5 protein-coding genes are annotated in these 20,880 nt (G+C 69.8%); all 5 read left to right on the forward strand.

What is annotated here, in order from left to right:
- The first annotated feature begins 130 nt into the window (after positions 1-130).
- The 5 genes from ACPEH1_RS12980 (at position 131) to ACPEH1_RS13000 (ending at position 20,879) form a co-directional block, all read left to right on the forward strand.
- Positions 131-469, forward strand: coding sequence for a HesB/IscA family protein (locus ACPEH1_RS12980; RefSeq protein ID WP_017355232.1), 339 nt, complete (start codon positions 131-133; stop codon positions 467-469).
- 326 nt (positions 470-795) lie between these two features.
- A complete protein-coding gene (locus tag ACPEH1_RS12985) occupies positions 796-1,530 on the forward strand; it encodes a thioesterase II family protein (RefSeq protein WP_165699836.1) in 735 nt (244 codons plus the stop codon).
- Positions 1,531-1,736: 206 nt separating this feature from the next.
- Positions 1,737-13,298, forward strand: coding sequence for an amino acid adenylation domain-containing protein (locus tag ACPEH1_RS12990; RefSeq protein WP_423715887.1), 11,562 nt, complete (start codon positions 1,737-1,739; stop codon positions 13,296-13,298).
- Positions 13,298-17,824, forward strand: a complete 4,527-nt coding sequence (locus tag ACPEH1_RS12995; protein WP_423715888.1) for a MupA/Atu3671 family FMN-dependent luciferase-like monooxygenase — start codon at positions 13,298-13,300, stop codon at positions 17,822-17,824. The genes ACPEH1_RS12990 and ACPEH1_RS12995 overlap by 1 nt, the downstream gene beginning before the upstream one ends.
- Entirely contained in the window at positions 17,817-20,879 is a 3,063-nt protein-coding gene (locus tag ACPEH1_RS13000; protein WP_423715889.1) for a type I polyketide synthase, read from the forward strand. The genes ACPEH1_RS12995 and ACPEH1_RS13000 overlap by 8 nt, the downstream gene beginning before the upstream one ends.
- Position 20,880: the final 1 nt, after the last annotated feature.

The following is a 20,880-nucleotide window of genomic DNA, read 5'->3' on the forward strand; positions in this document are numbered from 1 at the left end:
CTTGAATCCTCTGTTGATCGACTCGATCTGTGAACGGGAGAGTTTACCGGCTGCAGTGTTCCGCTTGCGAGGCATTTCTGCGGTACCGGTGTCCTCTATAATCGTCAAGTCCCTTCCCGGAGCACTCCACATGGCCGTCAGCCTGACCCCGATCGCCCTCCAGCGCGTCCAGCGCTTTGTCGCCGGCACGCCGGGCGCGCTCGGCCTGCGGTTCGGTGTGACCCGGACGGGCTGTTCAGGTTGGGGCCACATCACCGACCTTGCCCGTGATGAGCGGGAGGGCGACAGCGTCTTCGAGCAGGAGGGGGTCCGGATCTACGTGGACGCCCAGAGCCTGCCGCTGGTGGACGGCACGGTGATCGATTACGGCAAGCAGGGATTGAGCGAAACCTTCACGTTCAGGAACCCGAATGCAGCGGCCGAATGCGGTTGCGGAGAGAGTTTCACCACCGACGACGCACATCGCTGAGCATCCGCGTGCGCCGCTCTGTCGTGGCCCGTGTTTGCCTTGACATTGCCATCACATATCGATAAAACCCTACTGGATTGAAGAAAGGTGTTGATCGCGAATTGTCGATCTACATTGCCTTTCGGGATCTTTCGCGCGGCAGGGGAATTGCCGTGTGCAGTACCGCTGTCCGGGCTCGCACGACGCGCCGCGGACAGCGCAGCTTCAATGGAGTTGTATGGCTGCCGGACGCGTCCCGTCCGGGTCGTTGAGGGGGAAGGATGCACAAGGTCGAGCAGGGAAGTGCGCGTTCTGTCATTGCGCTTGCGCGCAACGACGACGCCCGCGTGAGATTGTTCTGTTTTCCATTCGCCGGTGGCGGTGCGTCGGTGTTCCGCAAGTGGACGCCGCATGTGTCCCGGGACGTGCAGATGATGGCCATCCAGATGCCGGGGCGCGAGTCCAGGCTGTCTGAAGACCTGCACGTGGACATGCCCGTTGCGGTCGCGGCGATCGTCGATGATCTGCTGCCGTGGCTGGACCGTCCCTTCGCCTTCCTTGGCCACAGCCTGGGGTCGCTGATGTCGTTCTGTGTGGCCCGCGAACTCCGTGAGCGTGGCGCACCGATGCCGCTGCATATGTTCCTCTCCGCACGCCGTGCGCCGCATCTCGCCGGCCCGCGCCGCGCCCTGCACGGGTTGCCGCGCGACGAGCTGCTGCGTGAACTGCGCAGCCTGGAGGGAACGCCGTCGGCCGTGCTCGAACATGAGGAACTGCTGGAACTGCTGCTGCCCATTCTGCGCGCGGATTTCCAGCTCAACGAGCGCTACGTCCACGCCGACGCGGCACCGCTGCCGTGCACGGCGACGGTAATGGGCGGACTCTCGGACCACGCCGCAGACCGCGCGCAGCTTGCGCAATGGGCACAGCATTTTGCCGGCCCCACCGAGCTGGACATGTTCCCGGGTGGGCACTTCTACGTCGACCAGATGCTGCCGGTATTGGGGGCGCGCATCGGCCAACGGCTGTTGTCGTCGGTGGGACGTGGAACGGTGGTGGAAACAGCCTGCGCAGCGGGCTGAGCAACAGGCGCGCCGTGGGGTGCGCATCCGTATCGCAACAGTGGGGGAGCGCTTCGATGCCATGACAGGCACCGACGGGGAAGGGCGCCCCACGCAATCGACCGGACGCACCGCATGGGTGATCCGGGTCGTCGAAACAGGCAACACCACGATCGGCAGCAAGCGGTTCTCAATGCATCAGGACGATGAGGAGGCGGTACGCGGTCATGCAGGGCGCCAACGGAAGGGATTTCAAGCCGGCCAAGGCCGAGCCGACGCAGCGTTTCGCCAGTCTTGTCGATCTGGGACGGCATCGTGCCGCCGAGAACGGCGGGCAGACGGCATTCGTGTTTCTCAAGGACGGCCACCAGCCGCAGGCGAGCTGGACGTACGCGCAGCTGGATGAGCGCGCCCGCGCGATCGCGGCGTGGCTGCAGGCGCGCGGCGGACGCGGCGAGCGGGTGATCCTGCTCTACAGTTCGGGTCTGGATTTCATTGCCGGCTTCATGGGGTGCCTGTATGCGGGCGCCCTTGCGGTACCGGTGTATACCCCGCAGGCACGGGATGAACACTGGCAGCGGCTGGAGCAGTTGAGCGACGACGCCGATGCGGGATTCGTGCTGACCACCGCAGACATGCACCGCGCGTTGCACGACCGCCTGGCGGCCTCGCCGCGGTTGGGTACGGTGCCCTGCTGCCTGACCGACACGCTGGATCTTGACCATGCGGCCGCCTGGGTGGATCCCGGCGCCCGCGCGAGCGACCTGGCCTTCCTGCAGTACACGTCCGGGTCCACGGGCGCGCCGAAGGGCGTGATGGTGTCCCACGGCAATCTGCTGCACAACCAGATGCTGATGCAGGCTGCGTTCGACCACGATGCCGACAGCGTATTCGTGTCGTGGTTGCCGCTGTTCCATGACATGGGCCTGATCGGCAACGTGCTGCACACGCTCTACCTTGGGGCGCGCTGTTACCTGATGACGCCGGTCGCCTTCCTGCAGCAGCCGGCGCGGTGGCTGCAGGCCATTTCGGACTATCGCGGTACATCCAGCTTCGCACCGGACTTTGCGTTTGCGTTGTGCGCCGAGCGCGTTACCGACGCACAGAAGGCGACGCTGGACCTGTCCAGCTGGACCTTCGCCCTGAACGGCGCCGAGCCTGTGCGTGCGGCCACGCTGGAGCGGTTCAACGCGGCGTTCGCCTCCTGCGGTTTCGACCCGCAGGCGCACTACCCGGGGTACGGCCTGGCCGAAGCCACGCTGTTCGTCTGTGGCCGGGGGCGCGGGCGGGGCGCGGACACGCGTCGCTTCGACCGGCAGGCGCTGGAGCAGGGGCAGGCGCGCCTGTACGAGGGCGGCGGGGCGCTGGTGGGATGCGGACGCGCCTGGTTCGACCTGGCGGTGGAGGTGGTCGATCCGGTCACCGGCCGCAGGTGCGACGAGGGGCAGGTGGGGGAAATCTGGGTGCGCGGCCCGAGCGTGGCGCACGGCTATTGGCGACGGCCGGATGCCACCGCGGAAACGTTCGCGGCCCGCCTGCCGGACGTGGACGCCGACCACCTGCGCACGGGCGACCTCGGCTTCGTGAGCGACGGCGGGGTGTTCATCAACGGACGCCTGAAGGAACTGATCATCGTCCGCGGCCGCAACCTCTATCCGCAGGATGTCGAGGCGGCGGTGCAGCGGTCGTGGAAGGGATTCCGCAGTGGCGGCGGTGCCGCGTTCGCGATCGAACAGGACGGCGAAGAGCGGCTGGTGGTGGTGCAGGAAGTGGACCGCTCCGCACTGCGCAACCTGCAGGTGGCCGATGCCGTGGCGCTGGCCCGCGAAGCGGTGGCGCTGGCCTGCGACGCGCGCCTGCACGACCTGGTCCTGATTGGGCCAGCACATCTTCCCAAGACATCGAGCGGCAAGATCCAGCGCGGACGGATCCGGCAGCACTACCTGCTGGACAGCATCGATGGCCGCGTCGACGGCACACGCCGCCGTCAGCGTGCCAGCGCCGCCGCCGGCAACGTGGAGACGCCCCTGCAGCGGTTGCAGGCGATGGTCGCGCCCGCGCTGGCGATATCCGCCGACGAGGTCGCGCGCGACCGCCCGCTGCTTGCCCTGGGGCTGGATTCGCTGGCGCTGGTGGACCTTGCCGGCCGCGTGGAAGCGGCGTTCAGCACCAACGGGGTGCTGCAACGGCTGTTCGATGGCGCGTCGCTGGACGAACTGGCTGCCTCGCTGGAGGCGCGCCCCGACGCGTCGCCTGCATCCGCCCCCGCACCTGCGCCGGCCCTGTCGTCCGCAGCGGTGGGCGATCGCCACCCGATGTCGGCCAACCAGGCCGCGCTGTGGTACCTGTACCGCCTGCAGCCGGAGAGCGCGGCCTATAACGTGGCCCTGCCGATTGCCTGCACGCATCCGCTGGATCGTGAACGCCTGGGATCGGCGGTGGCCGCGCTGCTGGCGCGTCACCCGGTGCTGGGTTGCCGCTACGAAGACGGCCCGGCGGGGCCCGAGCAGATCGTGCAGGCGCCCGACGCCGCCGCGCTGCAGCCGATGCGCGCCGCGCACGGGGTCACCGCCGCCGAGCGTCCGGCCCTCCTGCAGCGCCTGGCCGCGCGCCCCTTCCGGTTGGATGTCGAGCCTCCGTTCCGGGTAGAACACCTGCGCGAGGCCGACGGCGATGTACTGATGCTGGTCGCGCACCACATCTGTGTCGATCTGGCCTCGATGCTGCGCCTGATCGACGAGCTGGCCGCGCTGTATGCCGGTGAAGCACTGCCGCCGTCCGCAGCGACGGGCTTCTTCCAGTATGTGGAGGACGAGGCGCGCCATCTCCGGCACGGTACCGATGTCGAGCGGGCGTACTGGCGCGACACCCTGCCAGCGCGGCCGCCGGTGCTGGACCTCCCGCGCCGTGGCCCACGGCCGCGCGTGCAGGACGTGGCGGGGGACAGCGTCCACTTCCACCTTTCCGCCGCCGAGGGCGCGGCGGTCGACGCGCTCGCCGCGCAGTGGGCGTGTACGCCCTTCAGCCTCTTCGCTGCGGCCTTCGCCTGGGTACTGCACCGCTATGCACGCCAGCCGGAGGTGCTGATCGGGGTGCCGACTCTGGGCCGCTCGACGCCCTCCGCCCGCACGTCGGTGGGCTATTTCGTGAACACGGTGGTCCTGCACTCCGCGCTCTCGGGGGACGCTGCGGACCTCGATTTCGTGACCTTCCACCGGGCGCTCTGGGCGCGGTTGCGGGGGGCCATCGCGCACGCGCGGCTGCCGTTCGCGCAGGTTGTGGAGGCGCTGTCGCTGGAACGCGATGCAAGCGTGCCGCCGCTGGTGCAGGTGCTGCTCAATCTGCATACCGCCAGCGGCACTCCGGGCCTCGCGGCGCTCATCCAGGGGCAGCAGGACGATGCGATAGCGCTCCACGGCTGGCAGGTGCGGCCGGTGCGCCTGTCACCGGGCACCAGCCCGCTGGATCTGTCGCTGTCGCTGGTCGAGCTGGGCGATGGTCGCTACGAAGGCCGCATCGACTTCGCCACCGCGTTGTTCGAACCCAGCGTTGCCGCCAGCCTGGCCGACAGCTTCGCCCGGGTGCTGCGCGAGGGGGTGGCGCAGCCGACCGCACCGTTGCGGCAGATCCCGCTGGCGCCCCGGGACACACATCCGGGCTGGGGCGAGGACCGCGACTGGGGCGCCTTCCTGTCCGTGGACGCGCAGTTCCGCCGGCAGGCCGCGCAGACGCCGGACCGCATCGCGCTGCACGTCGACGGCGGCACCATGACGTATGCGACGCTGGATGCGCAGTCCGATGCGGTCGCTGCCGCGCTGCTGGCCCAGGGGGTGGGCAGTGACGATGTGGTCGCGGTGTCGATGCGGCGTTCTGCCGATCTGCTGGTGGCGCTGCTGGGGACGATGAAGGCAGGTGCCGCCTATCTGCCCCTGGACCCGGCGCTGCCTGCGGCACGCATCCAGGCCATCCTGGACACCGCCCGCCCGATGGCGGGCATCCACGACGAAGGTGCCGACGCCGTGTTCCCGGGCAGTCGCAGCGTCGCCGATCTGCGTGCCGACGGCACGCACCGGCGCACCGCACCGCGCGTCCACGCGCCGACCCAGGCCGCCTACGTCATCTATACGTCCGGTTCCACCGGACAGCCCAAAGGCGTGGTCAACACGCACGCGGCGCTGGCCAACCGGCTGCAGTGGATGCAGCGGCGCTTCGCCCTGCAGCCTGACGAGCGCGCCCTGCTGAAGACGCCGTACACGTTCGACGTGTCGGTGTGGGAGCTGTTCTGGCCGCTGATGGTCGGTGCCGGGCTCGTCATCGCCCGTCACGATGGACACCACGATGCGGACTACCTGCATGCCCTGATGCGCGACCAGCGCGTCAGTGTGGTGCATTTCGTGCCGTCGATGCTGGCCGCCTTCGTCGATGCGCACGGGCTCGGTGCGCTGCCGTCGTTGCGGCAGATCGTATGCAGCGGCGAAGAACTGGGCATCGATGTGCTGGACCGCTGCCGGCAGCGCTTCCCGACCACACGGGTGGCCAACCTGTATGGCCCGACCGAAGCGGCCATCGATGTGAGCTGCTGGGACTGCGATGCACAGGACGCGGGCACCCGCGTGCCGATCGGGCATCCGATCGACAACGTGCAGATGGTGGTGCTTGACGACGACCTGCAGCCGGTACCCCAAGGCGTGGCTGGCGAGCTGTACCTGGGCGGGGAGGGGCTGGCCCGTGGCTATGCCGCAGCGCCGGCGCTCACTGCCGAACGCTTCGTGCCCTCGCCGGTGCCGCGCGCGCCTGGCGAGCGGCTGTATCGCACCGGAGATCTTGCCCGCCAGCGCCAGGACGGCGCCATCGAGTACCTCGGTCGCCTCGACTTCCAGGTCAAGCTTCGCGGCCAGCGGCTGGAACTGGGCGAGATCGATGCGCTGGCCGGCACCTGCGACGCCGTTGCCGGTGCGCTGACCGTCCTGGCGCGGCATGCCAATGGCGAGCCCTATCTGCTCTGCCACGCTGTGCGTGCCGGCGCCTTCGATGACGCCGAGCGGCTGGAGCTGCTGACTGCCCACCTGCGGGCCAGATTGCCGTCCTATGCGGTCCCGGAACGGTTCACGCTGCTGGACGCATGGCCGTTGAACAGCAGTGGCAAGATCGACCGCGCCGCGCTGCCGACATCGGCGAACGTGGCACCGGTCGCGGCCGTCGAGGCCGCACCGCTGACGCCGGTGGGCGCGCAGGTGCTGGCGGCCGTGCGCGAGCTGCTGGCGGTACCGGAGGCCTCGGCCGCCGACAACTTCTTCTCGCTTGGCGGCCACTCGTTGCTGGCCACCCGCCTGTGCTCGCGCCTGCGCGAAACGGCGGGAGTGCACCTGCAGGTCGCCGACGTGCTGCTGCACCCGGTGATCGGCGACCTCGCACGGCGCGCCGACCAGCGTCAGGCCGGTGGCGATGTCGACGCCCCGCCTGCGCCGTCGGCACCGGAGGTCCTGTCGCCGGCGCAACAGCGGCTGTGGTTCGTGGACCAGCTGCACGGCCCCAGCGCGGCGTACACGATGCCGCTGAGCATCCGCCTGGCCGGCGTGCGGGCCCCTGACACCGTGCGCGGACACGTCGCCCATGTGCTCGCGCTGCATCCGGAACTGCACGCCTGCTACGTGGCCGGTACCGACGGTCCGCAGCGGGTTGTCGGCGCGCACCCGCACCCGCCGGTCGCGTTGACCGATCTGTCCGGACACATCGGGCAGGCACGCGAGGATGTGCTCGCCTCGCACCTGCAGGCATTGGCCGGGACCGTCTTCGATCTGGCGGCCGGGCCGATCTGCCGGGCCGATGTGGCCTGGCTGGGGGATGGGGAGTGCGTGCTGACGGTGCTTGCGCATCACATTGCCGCCGACGGTGGTTCGCTGGCCGTGCTGCTGCGGCAGATCGCCGCGCGGTGGAGTGGGGCGGACGCGCTGCGGGCGGGCGACCATACGGGGTACTGCCAGGCGCAGCAGGCGGCGCGCGAGGCCGATGCCTGGCAGGCCGGCCTGCAGCGGATCGCGCAGCGCCTGCAGGGCATGCCGCCGCTGCTGGAGCTGCCCACCGACCTGCCGCGGCCGCCCGTGGCGGGCATCCGTGGCGGAGTCGTGTCGCGCACGCTGTCGCTGCCCGAACGCCACCGTGTCGAGTCGCTTGCCGCCGCCACTGCATGCAGCCCGTTCATGCTGCTGGCCGCGGTCTTCCAGCTGTTGATGTGGCGCTACAGCGGCAACGAGGACGTACCGCTGGGGACCGCGGTGGACACGCGTGACCAGGCGCGGCACGGGGATACGGTCGGTCTGTTCGTCAACACCCTCGTGCTGCGCAGCCCCATCCAGCCAGCGGACAGCTTCCAGGCGCATCTGCGAAGGTTTGCCGGCGATGGCGTGACCGCGTTGCAGGATGCCGCCGTCCCCTTCGACCATGTCGTGGATGCGCTGGCACCCTCCCGCTCGCTGAGCCACGGCCCGCTGGTGCAGGCGATGGTGACGCTGCAGCCGGACGTGGTCGACCCCTGCGCGTGGCCCGACGGCGTGCAGGCCGCGTGGCTGCCACTGCACACGGCAACGGCCAAGTTCGACATCAACCTGCTGATCACCTTCACGCGCCACGGCATGCGCCTGGAGCTGGAGTACCGGCGCGACCTGTTCACATCCGCGTCGGCAGAGGCGATGCTCGCGCATTACGCCGGTCTGCTGGCGTCGGCGCTGGAGCATCCCCTGCAGGCAGTGGCTGCGCTGCCGCTCGGGGCGGCAGTGGCGCCGACGGCGGCTGCGGCCGCACCGGCCACGGTGCCGGGTGTGCCAGGCGATCTGCCTGCGCGCTACAGCGCAACGGCGAAGCGCTTCCCGACGGCCATTGCGGTCAACTGCGCGGACCAGGCACTGACCCATGCGCAGTTGGATGCGCTCAGCGGGCAATGGGCGGCCGCATTGCGCGAGGCCGGCATCGGGCGCGGGAGCCGCGTCGGGCTGTGCATGGAGCGGGGCTGCGACCTCATCGTGGCCATGCTCGCCATCCTCAAGGCCGGTGCCGCCTATGTCCCGCTGGATCCGCGCTACCCGGCCGAGCGGCTGCTGTACATGGCACGCGACGCCGACGTGGCCGGCATCCTCGGGCATCACGCGCATGCAGGGCTGTTCGCCGATGCGTCGCTGCGCTACCTGCCGGTGGAAGCGTTGCAGACCACCGATGCGCCACCGCTGGCGGCCGTGGCCATCGATCCGCAGGAGGCGGCGTATGTGATCTACACGTCCGGTTCCACCGGCCGTCCGAAGGGCGTGGTGGTGACCCATGCCAACGTGCTGCGGCTGTTCGAGGCCACGGCGGCGACCTTCACGTTCGGCCCGCAGGATGTCTGGGCGTTGTTCCACTCCTACGCCTTCGATTTCTCGGTCTGGGAAATCTGGGGCGCCCTGCTGCATGGAGGAAGGCTGGCCGTGGTGCCGTATGCGGTCGCGCGCTCGGCCGACGAGGTTGGCCCGTTCGTCCGCGCGCAGGGCGTGACCGTACTGAACCAGACGCCGTCGGCCTTCCAGCAGCTGCTGCAGGCCGATCTCGCCGGCCCCCCACGGCCCTGGCCCGCGCTGCGCTACATCGTGTTTGGTGGAGAAGCGCTCAACCTGGCGGCACTTGCGCCGTGGTTCGAGCGGTATCCGCAGGGGCCGGTGATGGTGAACATGTACGGCATCACCGAGACCACGGTGCATGTCACGGCGCGGATCATCCAACACGTTGACGTGGACGCGCCCGGCAGCCTGATCGGCGAAGCCTTGACCGATCTGTCCATGTACATCCTGGACGACAACGGCGTTCCGCAGCCTGCAGGCGTGCCGGGCGAACTGCATGTGTCCGGCCCTGGGCTGGCACGTGGCTACCTGGGACGCGCCGAGCTGACGGCCGAACGCTTCCTGCCTGATCCGTTCTCGCCGATCCCCGGCGCACGCATGTACCGCAGTGGCGACCTGGCGGTCCGCCGGGCGCACGATAGCCAGGTGCACTACATCGGGCGGCGCGACCAGCAGGTCAAGGTGCGCGGCTTCCGCATCGAACTGGGGGAAGTGGAGGCGGCCTGCGCGAGCCTGCCCGGTATCGGCCAGGTGGTGGCGCGGGCAACCGGCGATGGCCAGCTCGCCGCGCATGTGGTGCTGGCCGATGGCGGCAGCCTGGACGCCGCCGGCTGGATGCGCCACCTGCGTGGCCGCCTGCCGGAATTCATGGTGCCGGGGATGTGGGTGCCGATGCCGGCGATCCCGCTCACCCGCAACGGCAAGGTCGATGAGGCGGCACTGGCGGCGGCACGCGTGGCGGGCGGCGCTGCCGACACTGCGGCGCCGGTCGGCGGCGCCGACGAGACCGAGCGGCTGGTGCTGCAGTGCTGGTCGCAGCTGGTGGGCTCGGCGTCCATCGGTCGGGATGATGATTTCTTCAGCGTGGGCGGAAATTCCCTGCTGGCCGCCCGCGCCAGCGCGCGGTTGCAGGCCGTGTTCGCCGTGGGCCTGACCGTTCGCGATCTGTTCGATCACCCGACGGCAGCGGGCCTTGCCGCCTGCATCCGGTCGCGCACTGCCGGGCGCGGGCAGCCATTGCCGGTGCTTGGGCCATGCGCCGGTTCCGGCCCGGTGGTGGCCACCACCGGGCAACAACGGTTGTGGTTCCTGGAGCGCCTGGGCGGCGACCCGACGCTGTACACCATGCCGGGGGTGTTCCACATCGACGGTGCGCTCGACACCGCGCGCCTGTCGGTGGCGCTGGATGCGCTGGTGGCGCGCCACCAGGTGTTGAACGCGTCCTTCGTTGCCATCGACGGGGTGCTGCACCAGCAGGTCCAGCCCGCGCGGACCGGACTGCTGGAGGTGATCGATCTTCGCCACCTTGGCGACGCCGAACGGGCGACAGGGTTGGCGGCGCTGATCGATGCCAATGCCTCGCACGCGTTCGATCTCGCCGCAGGTGCGTTGTTGCGCTGCACGCTGGTCAGGCACGGCGACGCCGCCTGGACGATGCTGCTGAACATCCACCACATTGCCTTCGACGGCAGCTCGCTGGCGATCTTCTGCCACGAACTGCGGGCGTTGTACGCCGATGGCGTGGCCGCGCTGCCGGCGCCCACGCTGCAGTACGCCGACTACGCGGTGTGGCAGCACGACACCGCGCACCTGCTGGAGCCGCAGTTGGCGTACTGGCGCGAGGCACTGGACGGCGCGCCTCCCTTGCTGGAACTGACCACGGCATCGCTTCGCCCCCCGGTGCAGTCGCACCGGGGGGGACTGCACCGCTTCGAGATGCCGCCCGCCCTGCATGCAAGGCTCGGACAGCGCTGCCATGCACTGGGCATGACGCCGTTTGTGGTGCTGTCCAGCGCGTATGCGCTGCTGCTGTCGTACTTCTCGGCCAAGCAGGATCTGGTGATCGGCACGCCGGTGGACAACCGCCAATCGCTGGCGTCCCAGTCGCTGATCGGCTTCTTCGCCAACACGCTGGCGCTGCGCTTCCAACTGCAGCCCACCGCCACGGTGGCCGATCTGCTGGAGCAGACGCGGTCGCGTCTGATCCACGGGCTGTCCCACCAGGAGCTGCCGTTCGAACGGGTGATCGAACACCTGCAGCCCGATCGCGCGCTGAGCCACAGCCCGCTGTTCCAGCACATGTTCGTCATGGAACAGGGCGACGAAGCGACCCTGGCGCTGGATGGCGTCCGGGTCACCGCAGCACCGCCCGGCGACCGGGCGGCCAAGTTCGATCTGACGCTGTCGATGCGCGCGTCGGGCGGAACATTGCAGGGCAGCCTGGAGTTCGCGCGCGACCTGTTCACCGCCACCACGGCGGCGCAGCTCGCGGACGCCTACGTGGCGGTCGTGGAGGCGCTGTTGGACGATCCGTCGCGGCGCCTGGACGCACTGGCGCCGCGCTGGCCACAGCCGTCGCTGCTGGACGGCTCGCGGGTTGACCGGTGTGCCCACGCGCTGCACGCACGCGTGCTGGATCAGGCGCTGCGCACGCCGGTCGCCGTCGCCATCGACGATGGGACACAGTGCCTGACCTATGCCGGGCTGGCCGCCGAGGTGGCGTCCACCGCGCACGCCCTGCAACGCCTGGGCATCGTGCCGGGCGAGCGCGTTGCGGTCTGCCTGCCGCGCACCGCCCGCCTGGTGACGACGCTGCTGGCGATCCAGTCGGTGGGCGCGGCCTACGTGCCACTGGATCCGGACTACCCGCGCCAGCGGTTGCTGGACATCCTGGACGATGCGGCGCCCGCGCTGCTGATCGTGGACGCGCGCATCCGTGACAGCGTGCTCGGGCAGATCGGTGATGTGCGGGTCATCACGCTGGACGAGGTGTTGGCCGGACCGGTGCCGGCCGCCATGCCCGCGCTGCCGGCCGTGCCGGTCGGGGCGGTGGCCTATGTGATCTATACGTCCGGTTCGACCGGCCGGCCGAAGGGTGTGGCAATCCGCCATGTCAATGCGAATGTGATGCTCGACTGGGCGCTCACCGAGGTGGACGACGCGGATCTGCAGGGTGTGTTTGCCTGTACCTCGGTGTGCTTCGACCTCTCCGTGTACGAACTGTTCCTGCCGCTGGTGGCCGGTGGCACGGTGGTGCTGGGCGACAATGCGCTGGCTCTGCACCAGGCCGCCGCGCGGCGTCCGCTGACCCTGGTGAACACGGTGCCGTCGGCCATCGATGCGCTGACGCGCGAGCGTCCGCTGCCGGCCAGCGTGCGCGTGGTCAACCTTGCCGGCGAAGCGCTGCCGGCAAGGCTGGTGGAGCGACTGCACGACCAGTCGCCCGCGCTGCGTGTCTACAACCTGTATGGCCCGTCCGAAGACACCACGTACTCGACGTGGGCGTTGATGCCGCGCCGGACCGGCGTCAAGCCGGTGATTGGCGTTCCGATCGCCAACACCCGCGCGTATGTGCTCGACAGCGCCGGTGATCCGGTGCCGTGGGGCGTCCCCGGAGAACTGTATCTGGCGGGCGACGGCGTGGCGCAGGGGTATCTCGGTCGTCCCTGCGCGACGGCCGAGCGCTTCCTGCCGGACCCGTTTGCGATCGACGCGGGCGCGGTGATGTACCGCACCGGCGATCTGGTGCGCTGCGCGGAAGGCGGTGCGCTGGAGTTCATCGGACGCGCCGACCAGCAGGTCAAGCTGCGTGGATTCCGCATCGAACTGGGCGACGTCGAGCACCACCTTGGCCGTCTGGACGGGGTTGGAGAGTGCGCGGTGCTGGTGGTGCCGAGCGCAGGGGAGGATGTCCTGGTCGCGTTTGTCTCGCCGGCCGAAGGGCAGGTGCTGCAGGCTGCCGGGCTGCGTGACGCGCTGGCCCGCGCGCTGCCCGCCCACATGCTGCCAACGCGCTATGTCCTGTTGCCGGCCCTGGCCAGGACTGCGAACGGCAAGCTCGATCGCAGGGCGCTCGCGCTCGATGACGCGGCCTCCGCCCCCGTGGCGCAGGCGACCGCGGCCCTGCCGCCCGGCAACGAGGCCGAACGCGGCCTGCTGGCGCTGTGGCGGGAGATGCTGCCCGGCGAGGTCGCCGGCGTGGACAGCAACTTCTTCCTGGCGGGCGGCCATTCGCTGCTGATGCTGAAAATGCTGCCCCGTGTGGAAGCCATGTTCGGCGTGCCGGTATCGATGCGCGCGGTGTTCGAACACCCCGACGTGCGCGGTCTGGCCCGTCACCTGTCGGCGCAGCAGTGGCTCGCCAACGCAGACCGATCACAGGGAGTGAGCAGCGATGAGCTTGTCGACGAGGGGAGCCTGTAATGTCCATTGATGCACTGCTGCTGGAGCTGCGGGAACGCGGGATACAGGTCTGGATGGAGAACGGGGCGCTTCGCTATCGGGCACCGGAAGGCCGCTTCGATGCGGAACTGAAGGAGCGCGTGGTGGCTGCCAAGGCCGCGATCATCCACGCCCTGGAGGCCTACCAGTCCAGCACCGATGCCGGTGGGGCGCTGCTACGGGTGCAGCGGGGCGACCTGTTGCCGCTGTCGCACGCGCAGGAACGCCTGCTGTTCATGCGCACACTGGGCGGCAACGAAGCGGCATACAACATTCCGGTCGCATTCCGCGTGCGCGGGCCGCTGGATGTCGATCGGCTGCAGCAGGCGGTCGACGCGCTGGTGCGGCGGCACGAGGTGCTGCAGACCCGTTACCCCGACGGGGCCGACATCGCCGGCGCTTCCTGGGTCGACATGCCCATCCCGATCGAACAGCGCGCCGTGTCCGCGCAGGGGCCGGACCTGGACGCGCTGCTGGTGCTGGAGGCTGGCCGTGGCTTCGATCTCGCCGGGGCGCCGCCGCTGCGGGTGACGCTGATACGACTGGATGACGGCGAGCACGTGCTGCTGATCGTGCTGCATCACATTGCGGCCGATGGCTGGTCGCTGGATGTTCTCAAGCGCGATCTCGGCGCGCTGTACGCGGGTGCGACGCTGCCGACGCTGCCGGTGCAGTATGCCGACCATGCCGCATGGCAGCGCAGCTGGCTGCAGTCCAGTGGCCCGCGGATCCAGGCGCAGCAGGCGTACTGGCGGCAGCAGCTTGCCGGTGCCCCGGTGCTGTCCACCTTCCCGGGCGACCGCCCGCGGCCGGTCACGCAGCGTTACCACGGTGCGGTGCTGCGCAGGGCGCTGCCGGGCGGGGCGCGGCAGGCACTGCAGTCGCTGGCGCACGATCACGGCGTCACGCCGTTCGTGGCCGGCCTGGCCGTGTTCAATCTGTTGATGTGGCGGCATACCGGAAGCACCGATCTGGTGGTCGGTACCCCGGTGGCGAACCGCGTGCGCGCCGAAGTGACCGATCTGGTCGGCTTCTTCAGCAACACGCTGGTGATGCGCACCCGCGTGCAGCCCGGTGAGCGCTTCCAGGACCTGCTGGGCAAGGTCCGTGAGACTGTACTGGCCGCGCAGGAAAACCAGGACATCCCGTTCGAGCAGGTGGTCGAGCTCCTGCAGCCACCGCGCAGCCTCAGCCACACGCCGCTGTTCCAGCTGATGTTCTCGATGATCGAGCGCGACACCGACGGCCTGCGGCTGACCGGCTGCGACGTCCAGGCGATTGCTGCCGATACCCATGTCGCCAAATACGATCTCACCCTGACCCTCGAGCACGCTCCCGACGGCACGGAGATGGGCCTGGAGTACAACACCGATCTGTTCGATGCCGACACGGTTGATGCCCTGGCCAGCCAGTTCGCCGCGCTGCTCGAGCAGGCCGGCGCGGCGCCGGCGCGGCAGCTGCCGCAGTTCCGCCTGCCGGCCGACGCGGTCGACCCTGCAGGCCCCGGTATCGCTGCCGACGAGCGCTCGGTGGCCTGTCGTTTCCGTGACGTGGCGCAGCGCGATCCGGATGCCGTCGCACTGCGCTGCGGTGACGTGTCGCTGGATTTCGGCACGCTGGCATCGCAGGTGGCAGCGCTGTCGGCGCGGTTGCGGGCACGGGGCATCGGTCCTGAGCACCGGGTTGGCGTACTGCTGGAGCGCCGTCCGGAGATGGTCGTGGCGCTGCTGGCGGTGCTGGACGCCGGCGCGGCCTATGTTCCGATCGATCCGGACTACCCGGTGGCCCGGCAGGCGTTGATGATCGAGGACGCGGGCCTGAGCCTGCTGATCAGCGCGCCGTCGCTGGGCGCGATCGCCGAGGTGGCCGGTGCCGGTGTGCCGGTCGAGATGCTCGGTGTCGGCGATCCGCTGCCGCCGCCTGCGATGGACGAGCCTGCGGCGGCGCCACCGCCGGAGGCCCTTGCGTACATGATCTACACGTCCGGCTCCACCGGTCGCCCCAAAGGCGTGATGGTGTCGCACGCCAACCTCTGCGGTTTCCTGCATGGCCTGGACCAGCGGCTGCAGCCGGCGCCCAACGAGCGCCAGGTGTGGCTGGCCGTCACCAGCGTCTCCTTCGACATCTCCGTCCTGGAGCTGCTGTGGACGTTGTCGCGTGGGCACCAGGTGGTACTGCAGCAGGAACAGCCTGCTGCTACGGCTGCAGCGGCACTCCCGTTGGCCGGCACCGTACAGCGCCGGCCGGCAGCGCCGGTGGGGTTCAGCCTGTTCTACTTCGCCGCCGAACGCAGCGCGCCGGGCGCGGACCGCTATCGGCTGCTGATGGACGGCGCGCGTTTTGCCGATGAGAGCGGTTTCGAGGCGGTGTGGGTGCCTGAGCGCCACTTCCATGCCTTTGGCGGCCAGTACCCGAGTCCGGCGGTCGCCGCCGCTGCGCTCGCGGCGGTGACGCGCAACGTGTGCATCCGCGCCGGCAGCGTCGTGCTGCCCCTGCACCATCCGGTGCGGGTGGCCGAAGAGTGGTCGATGATCGACCATCTGTCCAAGGGCCGTGCCGGCATCGCCTTTGCCTCGGGCTGGCACTTCAACGATTTCGTCTTCAACCCGGACAACTATGCCGAGCGCCACCAGGTCCTGCGCGACGGGGTGGACACGGTGCGTGCGCTGTGGCGTGGCGAATCGCGGCCGTTCCGCGCCGGCAACGGCAGCGAGGTGGAGATCCGCACCCGTCCCGAGCCGATCCAGCCCGAACTCCCGGTGTGGATCACGGCGGCCGGCAGCCCCGAGACGTTCGAGTATGCCGGGCGGATCGGTGCGAACGTACTCACCCACCTGCTGGGGCAGAGCCTGGAGGAGCTTGCGGGCAAGATCGCGCTGTACCGGCGTACCCGCGCCGAGCATGGGCACGACCCCGAGGCGGGCCGCGTGACGCTGATGCTGCACACCTACGTGGGCGAGGACAGCGCGGAGGTCAGCGCGCGTGTGGAAGCCCCGTTCAAGGACTATCTGCGCAGTTCGGTCAACCTGCTGCGGCCGGTGGCCGAAGCCAATGGCCTGGACCCGGATGTCGACCAGGACGTGCTGGTCGAAGCCGGCTTCCAGCGCTACGCCCGTTCCAGCGCGCTGTTCGGCACGCCCGAGGAATGCCTGCCGATGATCGGACGGCTGCAGGCGATCGGCGTCGACGAGGCGGCCTGCCTGGTCGACTTCGGTATCGACGAGGATCACGTGGTCGAGGGATTCGCGCAGCTGAAGCGGCTGCGCCAGCTGGCCGACGCCGAACACGCGCGGCAGCAGATGCTGGCGCGGCGCACCTACCATCCCGCAGAGGAGACGATGGCCCGCCATGCGGTGACGCACCTGCAGTGCACGCCGTCGTTCATGCGCCTGCTGCTGGACTCCGAGCCGGGCCGGCAGGCGGTGGCCCGGCTGGATGCGGTGCTGGTCGGCGGTGAGGCGTTGCCCGCACCGTTGGCACAGCAGCTGGCGGCCACTGCGCGGTCTGCATGGAACATGTATGGACCCACCGAGACCACCGTGTGGTCCGGGGCCACCCAGGTCACCGAAGCAGCCCCCACGCTGGGCGGCGCCCTTGGCGGCGAGCAGATCCGCGTGCTGGACCTGGACCTGGAACGGGTGCCGACCGGTGTGGCCGGTGAACTCTACATCGGCGGCATCGGCGTCACCCGTGGCTACTGGCAGCGGCCCGCGCTGACCGCCGAGCGCTTCCTTCCCGACCCGCTGTCGTGCGTGCCCGGCGCCCGCATGTACCGGACCGGCGATGGGGCGCGCGGCCGCCGTGATGGCGCGATCGATTTCCTGGGCCGCCTGGACCAGCAGACCAAGTGGCGCGGGTTCCGGATCGAGCTCGGCGAGATCGAGGCGGCCCTTGAAGCAGACCCGGCGGTGACGCAGGCCGTGGCCGTGGTGCGCCACGACAGCGGCGCACCGCCGCGGCTGGTCGCCTACGTGGTGGCCACCGGCATCGCGCAGGGCAGCGTGCTGCAGGACGCGCTGCGTACGCGCCTGCAGCGGATGCTGCCCGATTACATGCAGCCGGACCTCGTCCTGGTGCTGCCGCACATGCCGCTGACGCCGAACGGAAAAGTGAACCGGGCAGCGTTGCCGGCACCGGATGCCGCACAGCTTCCGACCCGGGAGGATGAGCCGCCTGCGACCGACACCGAGCGCGCGGTGGCGAAGATATGGGCGTCGCTGCTCGGTGTGGAGGGCATCGGCCGTCATGCCAATTTCTTCGAGCTGGGCGGGCACTCGTTCCTGCTGGCGCAGATGCACGCGCGCCTGCGCGGCATGGGGCGTCGCGAACTCAACGTGGTGGATCTCTTCCGCAACCCGACCATTGCCGGCCTCGGCGATCTGCTCGATGCCGAGCAGGACGACGATGGCAGCGCGCGTGCGGCGATGATCGCCACGCGCAGTCGGGAACGCGGACAGGCGGCACAGCGGCAACGACAGCAGTTGAAGGAGCGACTCCGCAATGGATGACAGGTTGGACAGCCCGATGGAAGGCATCGCGATCATTGGCATGGCAGGACGGTTCCCGGGCGCGGACGATGTCGCCGCTCTCTGGCGGAACGTGCTGGCAGGGCAGGTCGCGGCACGTCCGCTGAGCGAGCAGCAGTTGCGCGACGCCGGGGTGGACCCGGCCCGCATCGCCGATCCGGCTTACGTGCGGGTGGCGTACGGCCCCCAGGATATCGACCGCTTCGATGCGGGTTTCTTTGGTTTCACGCCGCGCGAGGCGGAGACGATGGACCCGCAGCACCGGTTGCTGCTGGAGTGCTGCCAGCAGGCGCTGGACGACGGCGGGCATGCCCCGGCGCAGTTCGACGGGCTGATCGGCGTGTATGCCGGCGTGGGGACGCCGGCCTACATGATCCGCAACCTGCTGCCGGAACCGGGCCTGATCGATGCGATCGGTACGCTGCAGTTCTCCATCGGCAACGAAAAGAGCTTCGCGGCCACCAAGGTGTCGTTCAAGCTCGGCCTGCAGGGGCCAAGCGTCAACGTGGATACCGCCTGCTCCACCTCGCTGGTGGCGGTCCACCAGGCGTGCCAGAGCCTGCTGTCGTTCGAATGCGACATGGCGCTGGCCGGTGGCGTCAGCCTGAACGTGCCGGTGGACGAGGGGTATCAGTTCCATGAAGGCGGCATCGTCGCTTCCGATGGCCTGTGCCGCCCTTTCGACCACCGTTCGCAGGGAACGGTCAAGGGCGCCGGTGCGGGAATCGTGCTGCTGAAGCGGCTGGACGATGCCATTGCCGATGGCGATCGCGTGTACGCCGTCATCAAGGGATCGGCGGTCAACAACGATGGTGCGCAGAAGGTCGGCTTCACTGCGGCCAGCGTGGACGGCCAGGCTGCGGTCATCGCCCAGGCGCTGGGCGTTTCCGGCGTCCCGGCCGACAGCATCGGTTACGTGGAAGCGCACGGCACCGGCACCCAGCTGGGTGATCCGGTGGAGATCGCCGCACTGTCGGAGGCCTATCGTGCCACCACGGCGCGCACGCAGTACTGTGCGCTGGGCGCGCTGAAGGCCAACATCGGTCATCTCGACATCGCCGCCGGCGTCGCCGGGTTGATCAAGGCTGCCAAGGCGGTGGAGCAGGGCGTGCTGCCGCCTGCCACGCATTTCGAGGCACCCAACCCGGCGATCGACTTTCCGTCGTCGCCGTTCTACGTCCCCACCCAGGCCACGCCGTGGCCGGCGTCCTTCGATGCCCGCCGCGCCGCCGTCAGTTCGTTCGGCATCGGCGGCACCAATGCACATGTGATTCTCGAACAGGCGCCGCTGCCGGCGCCGCCGCCCGCACCCGCACCTGTCCAGGTCCACCCCGCCCACGGTACCCCCACGGCGCGGTCGCAACTTCTGGTGGCGAGCGCGAAAAGCGCGGCGGCACTGGCCGACACCGTGGAGGCGCTGGCAACGGCACTGGCCGACGGCGGGGTGGACATTGCCGATGCCGCCTTCACCCTGCAGGCCGGCCGCAGCCATCACCGGTTCCGCTGTGCCGTGGCCTGCGCCGATGGCGCCTCCGCAGCCGACGCGTTGCGGCGGGAGATGGCCCGCGCCGGCCGCGAGGTCCATTCGAAAAAGCGCCGCGTGGTGTTCATGTTCCCCGGGCAGGGCGCGCAGCATGCGGGCATGTGCCGCGGGCTGTACGAGCACGAGCGCGTGTTCCGGCAGACACTGGACGAGTGCGCGGATCTGCTGCGGCCGGAGCTCGACTGCGACGTGCGCGACATTCTCTTCGCCGATGACGACCCCCGGCTGAAGCAGACCCGCTACACCCAGTCGGCCCTGTTCTGCGTGGAGTACGCGCTTGCCTGCCAGTTGCAGGCCTGGGGCATCCAGCCGGATCTGCTGATCGGCCACAGTCTGGGCGAGTACGTGGCCGCCTGCGTGTCCGGCGTGCTCGGGCTGGAAGACGCGATCAAGGTCGTGGCACGGCGCGGCGCACTGCTCGATGCGCTGGCGCCCGGCGGCATGCTGGTCGTGCCGCTCTCCGAGGCGGCCCTTCAGCAGGCCCTGGCCGACGGCGGAGAGGCCACGGCCGGCTGCGTGGCAGCCGTGGTGAACGCACCCACACTGTGCGTGGCGGCCGGTCCCGTGGAGGCGTTGGAGCGGCTGCGTGATCGACTGGCGCCGCGCACCGAGTGCCACCTGCTGCCCGCCTCGCACGCGTTCCACTCGCCGATGATGGATCCGGCACTGTCCGCGTTCGGCGATGTAATGCGTGGCGTAAGGCTGCTCGCCCCGCGGATTCCGCTGGTGTCCAATGTCACCGGGCGCCTGCTGGCACCCGAAGAGGCGACCTCCGCAGCGTACTGGGTCCGGCATCTGCGTGAGCCGGTGCGCTTCGCCGATGGCATGGACACCGTGCTGGACGGCGGCGCTGCGGTGCTGATCGAAGTGGGGCCCGGCGTCACGTTGACGACGCTGGCCCGGCAACAGCCGGGCATCGATGCGCATGTGGTGTGCAGCTCCCTGCGCCATCCGCGCGATGCCAGCAGCGACCACGCCGCGCTGATGGCGGGCCTGGCCCAGGCCTGGATGGCGGGTGTCGAGATTGACTGGCGTGCCTTCAACCAGGCGCGCAGGGGGCGGCGCGTGGGGCTTCCCGGTGTGGCGTTCGAGCGCCGCCGGCACTGGATCGCAGCGCCGGGGCAGATCATGCCGGCCGAGGTTCTGCCGCCAGCGCTGGCAGCCACCGCAGCTGCACCCAGCGGTGTGCTGCCGCGCGATGAGATGGAGCGGACCGTTGCCGACGTCTGGCAGGCCCAGTTCGGCATTGCGCGCATCTACGTCGACCAGGACTTCTTCGAACTCGGCGGCCATTCGCTGCTGGCGGCGCGGATTCTGGTCGCCCTGGAGGAACGTACCGGCGTTCGCCTGACCATCGCCGACCTGTTCGGCGCGCCCACGGTGGCCGGGTTGGCCAACCGGCTGCTGCTGGCGCAGGTCGACGGGGCCGATGACGCATTGCTGGCGCGCCTGCTGGCGGAGATCGAAGGAGCGCCCGAGCCGCTCGCAGGCTGAG

The sequence above is a fragment of the Stenotrophomonas sp. NPDC077421 genome (assembly GCF_049545505.1).
Taxonomy (GTDB): domain Bacteria; phylum Pseudomonadota; class Gammaproteobacteria; order Xanthomonadales; family Xanthomonadaceae; genus Stenotrophomonas; species Stenotrophomonas nematodicola.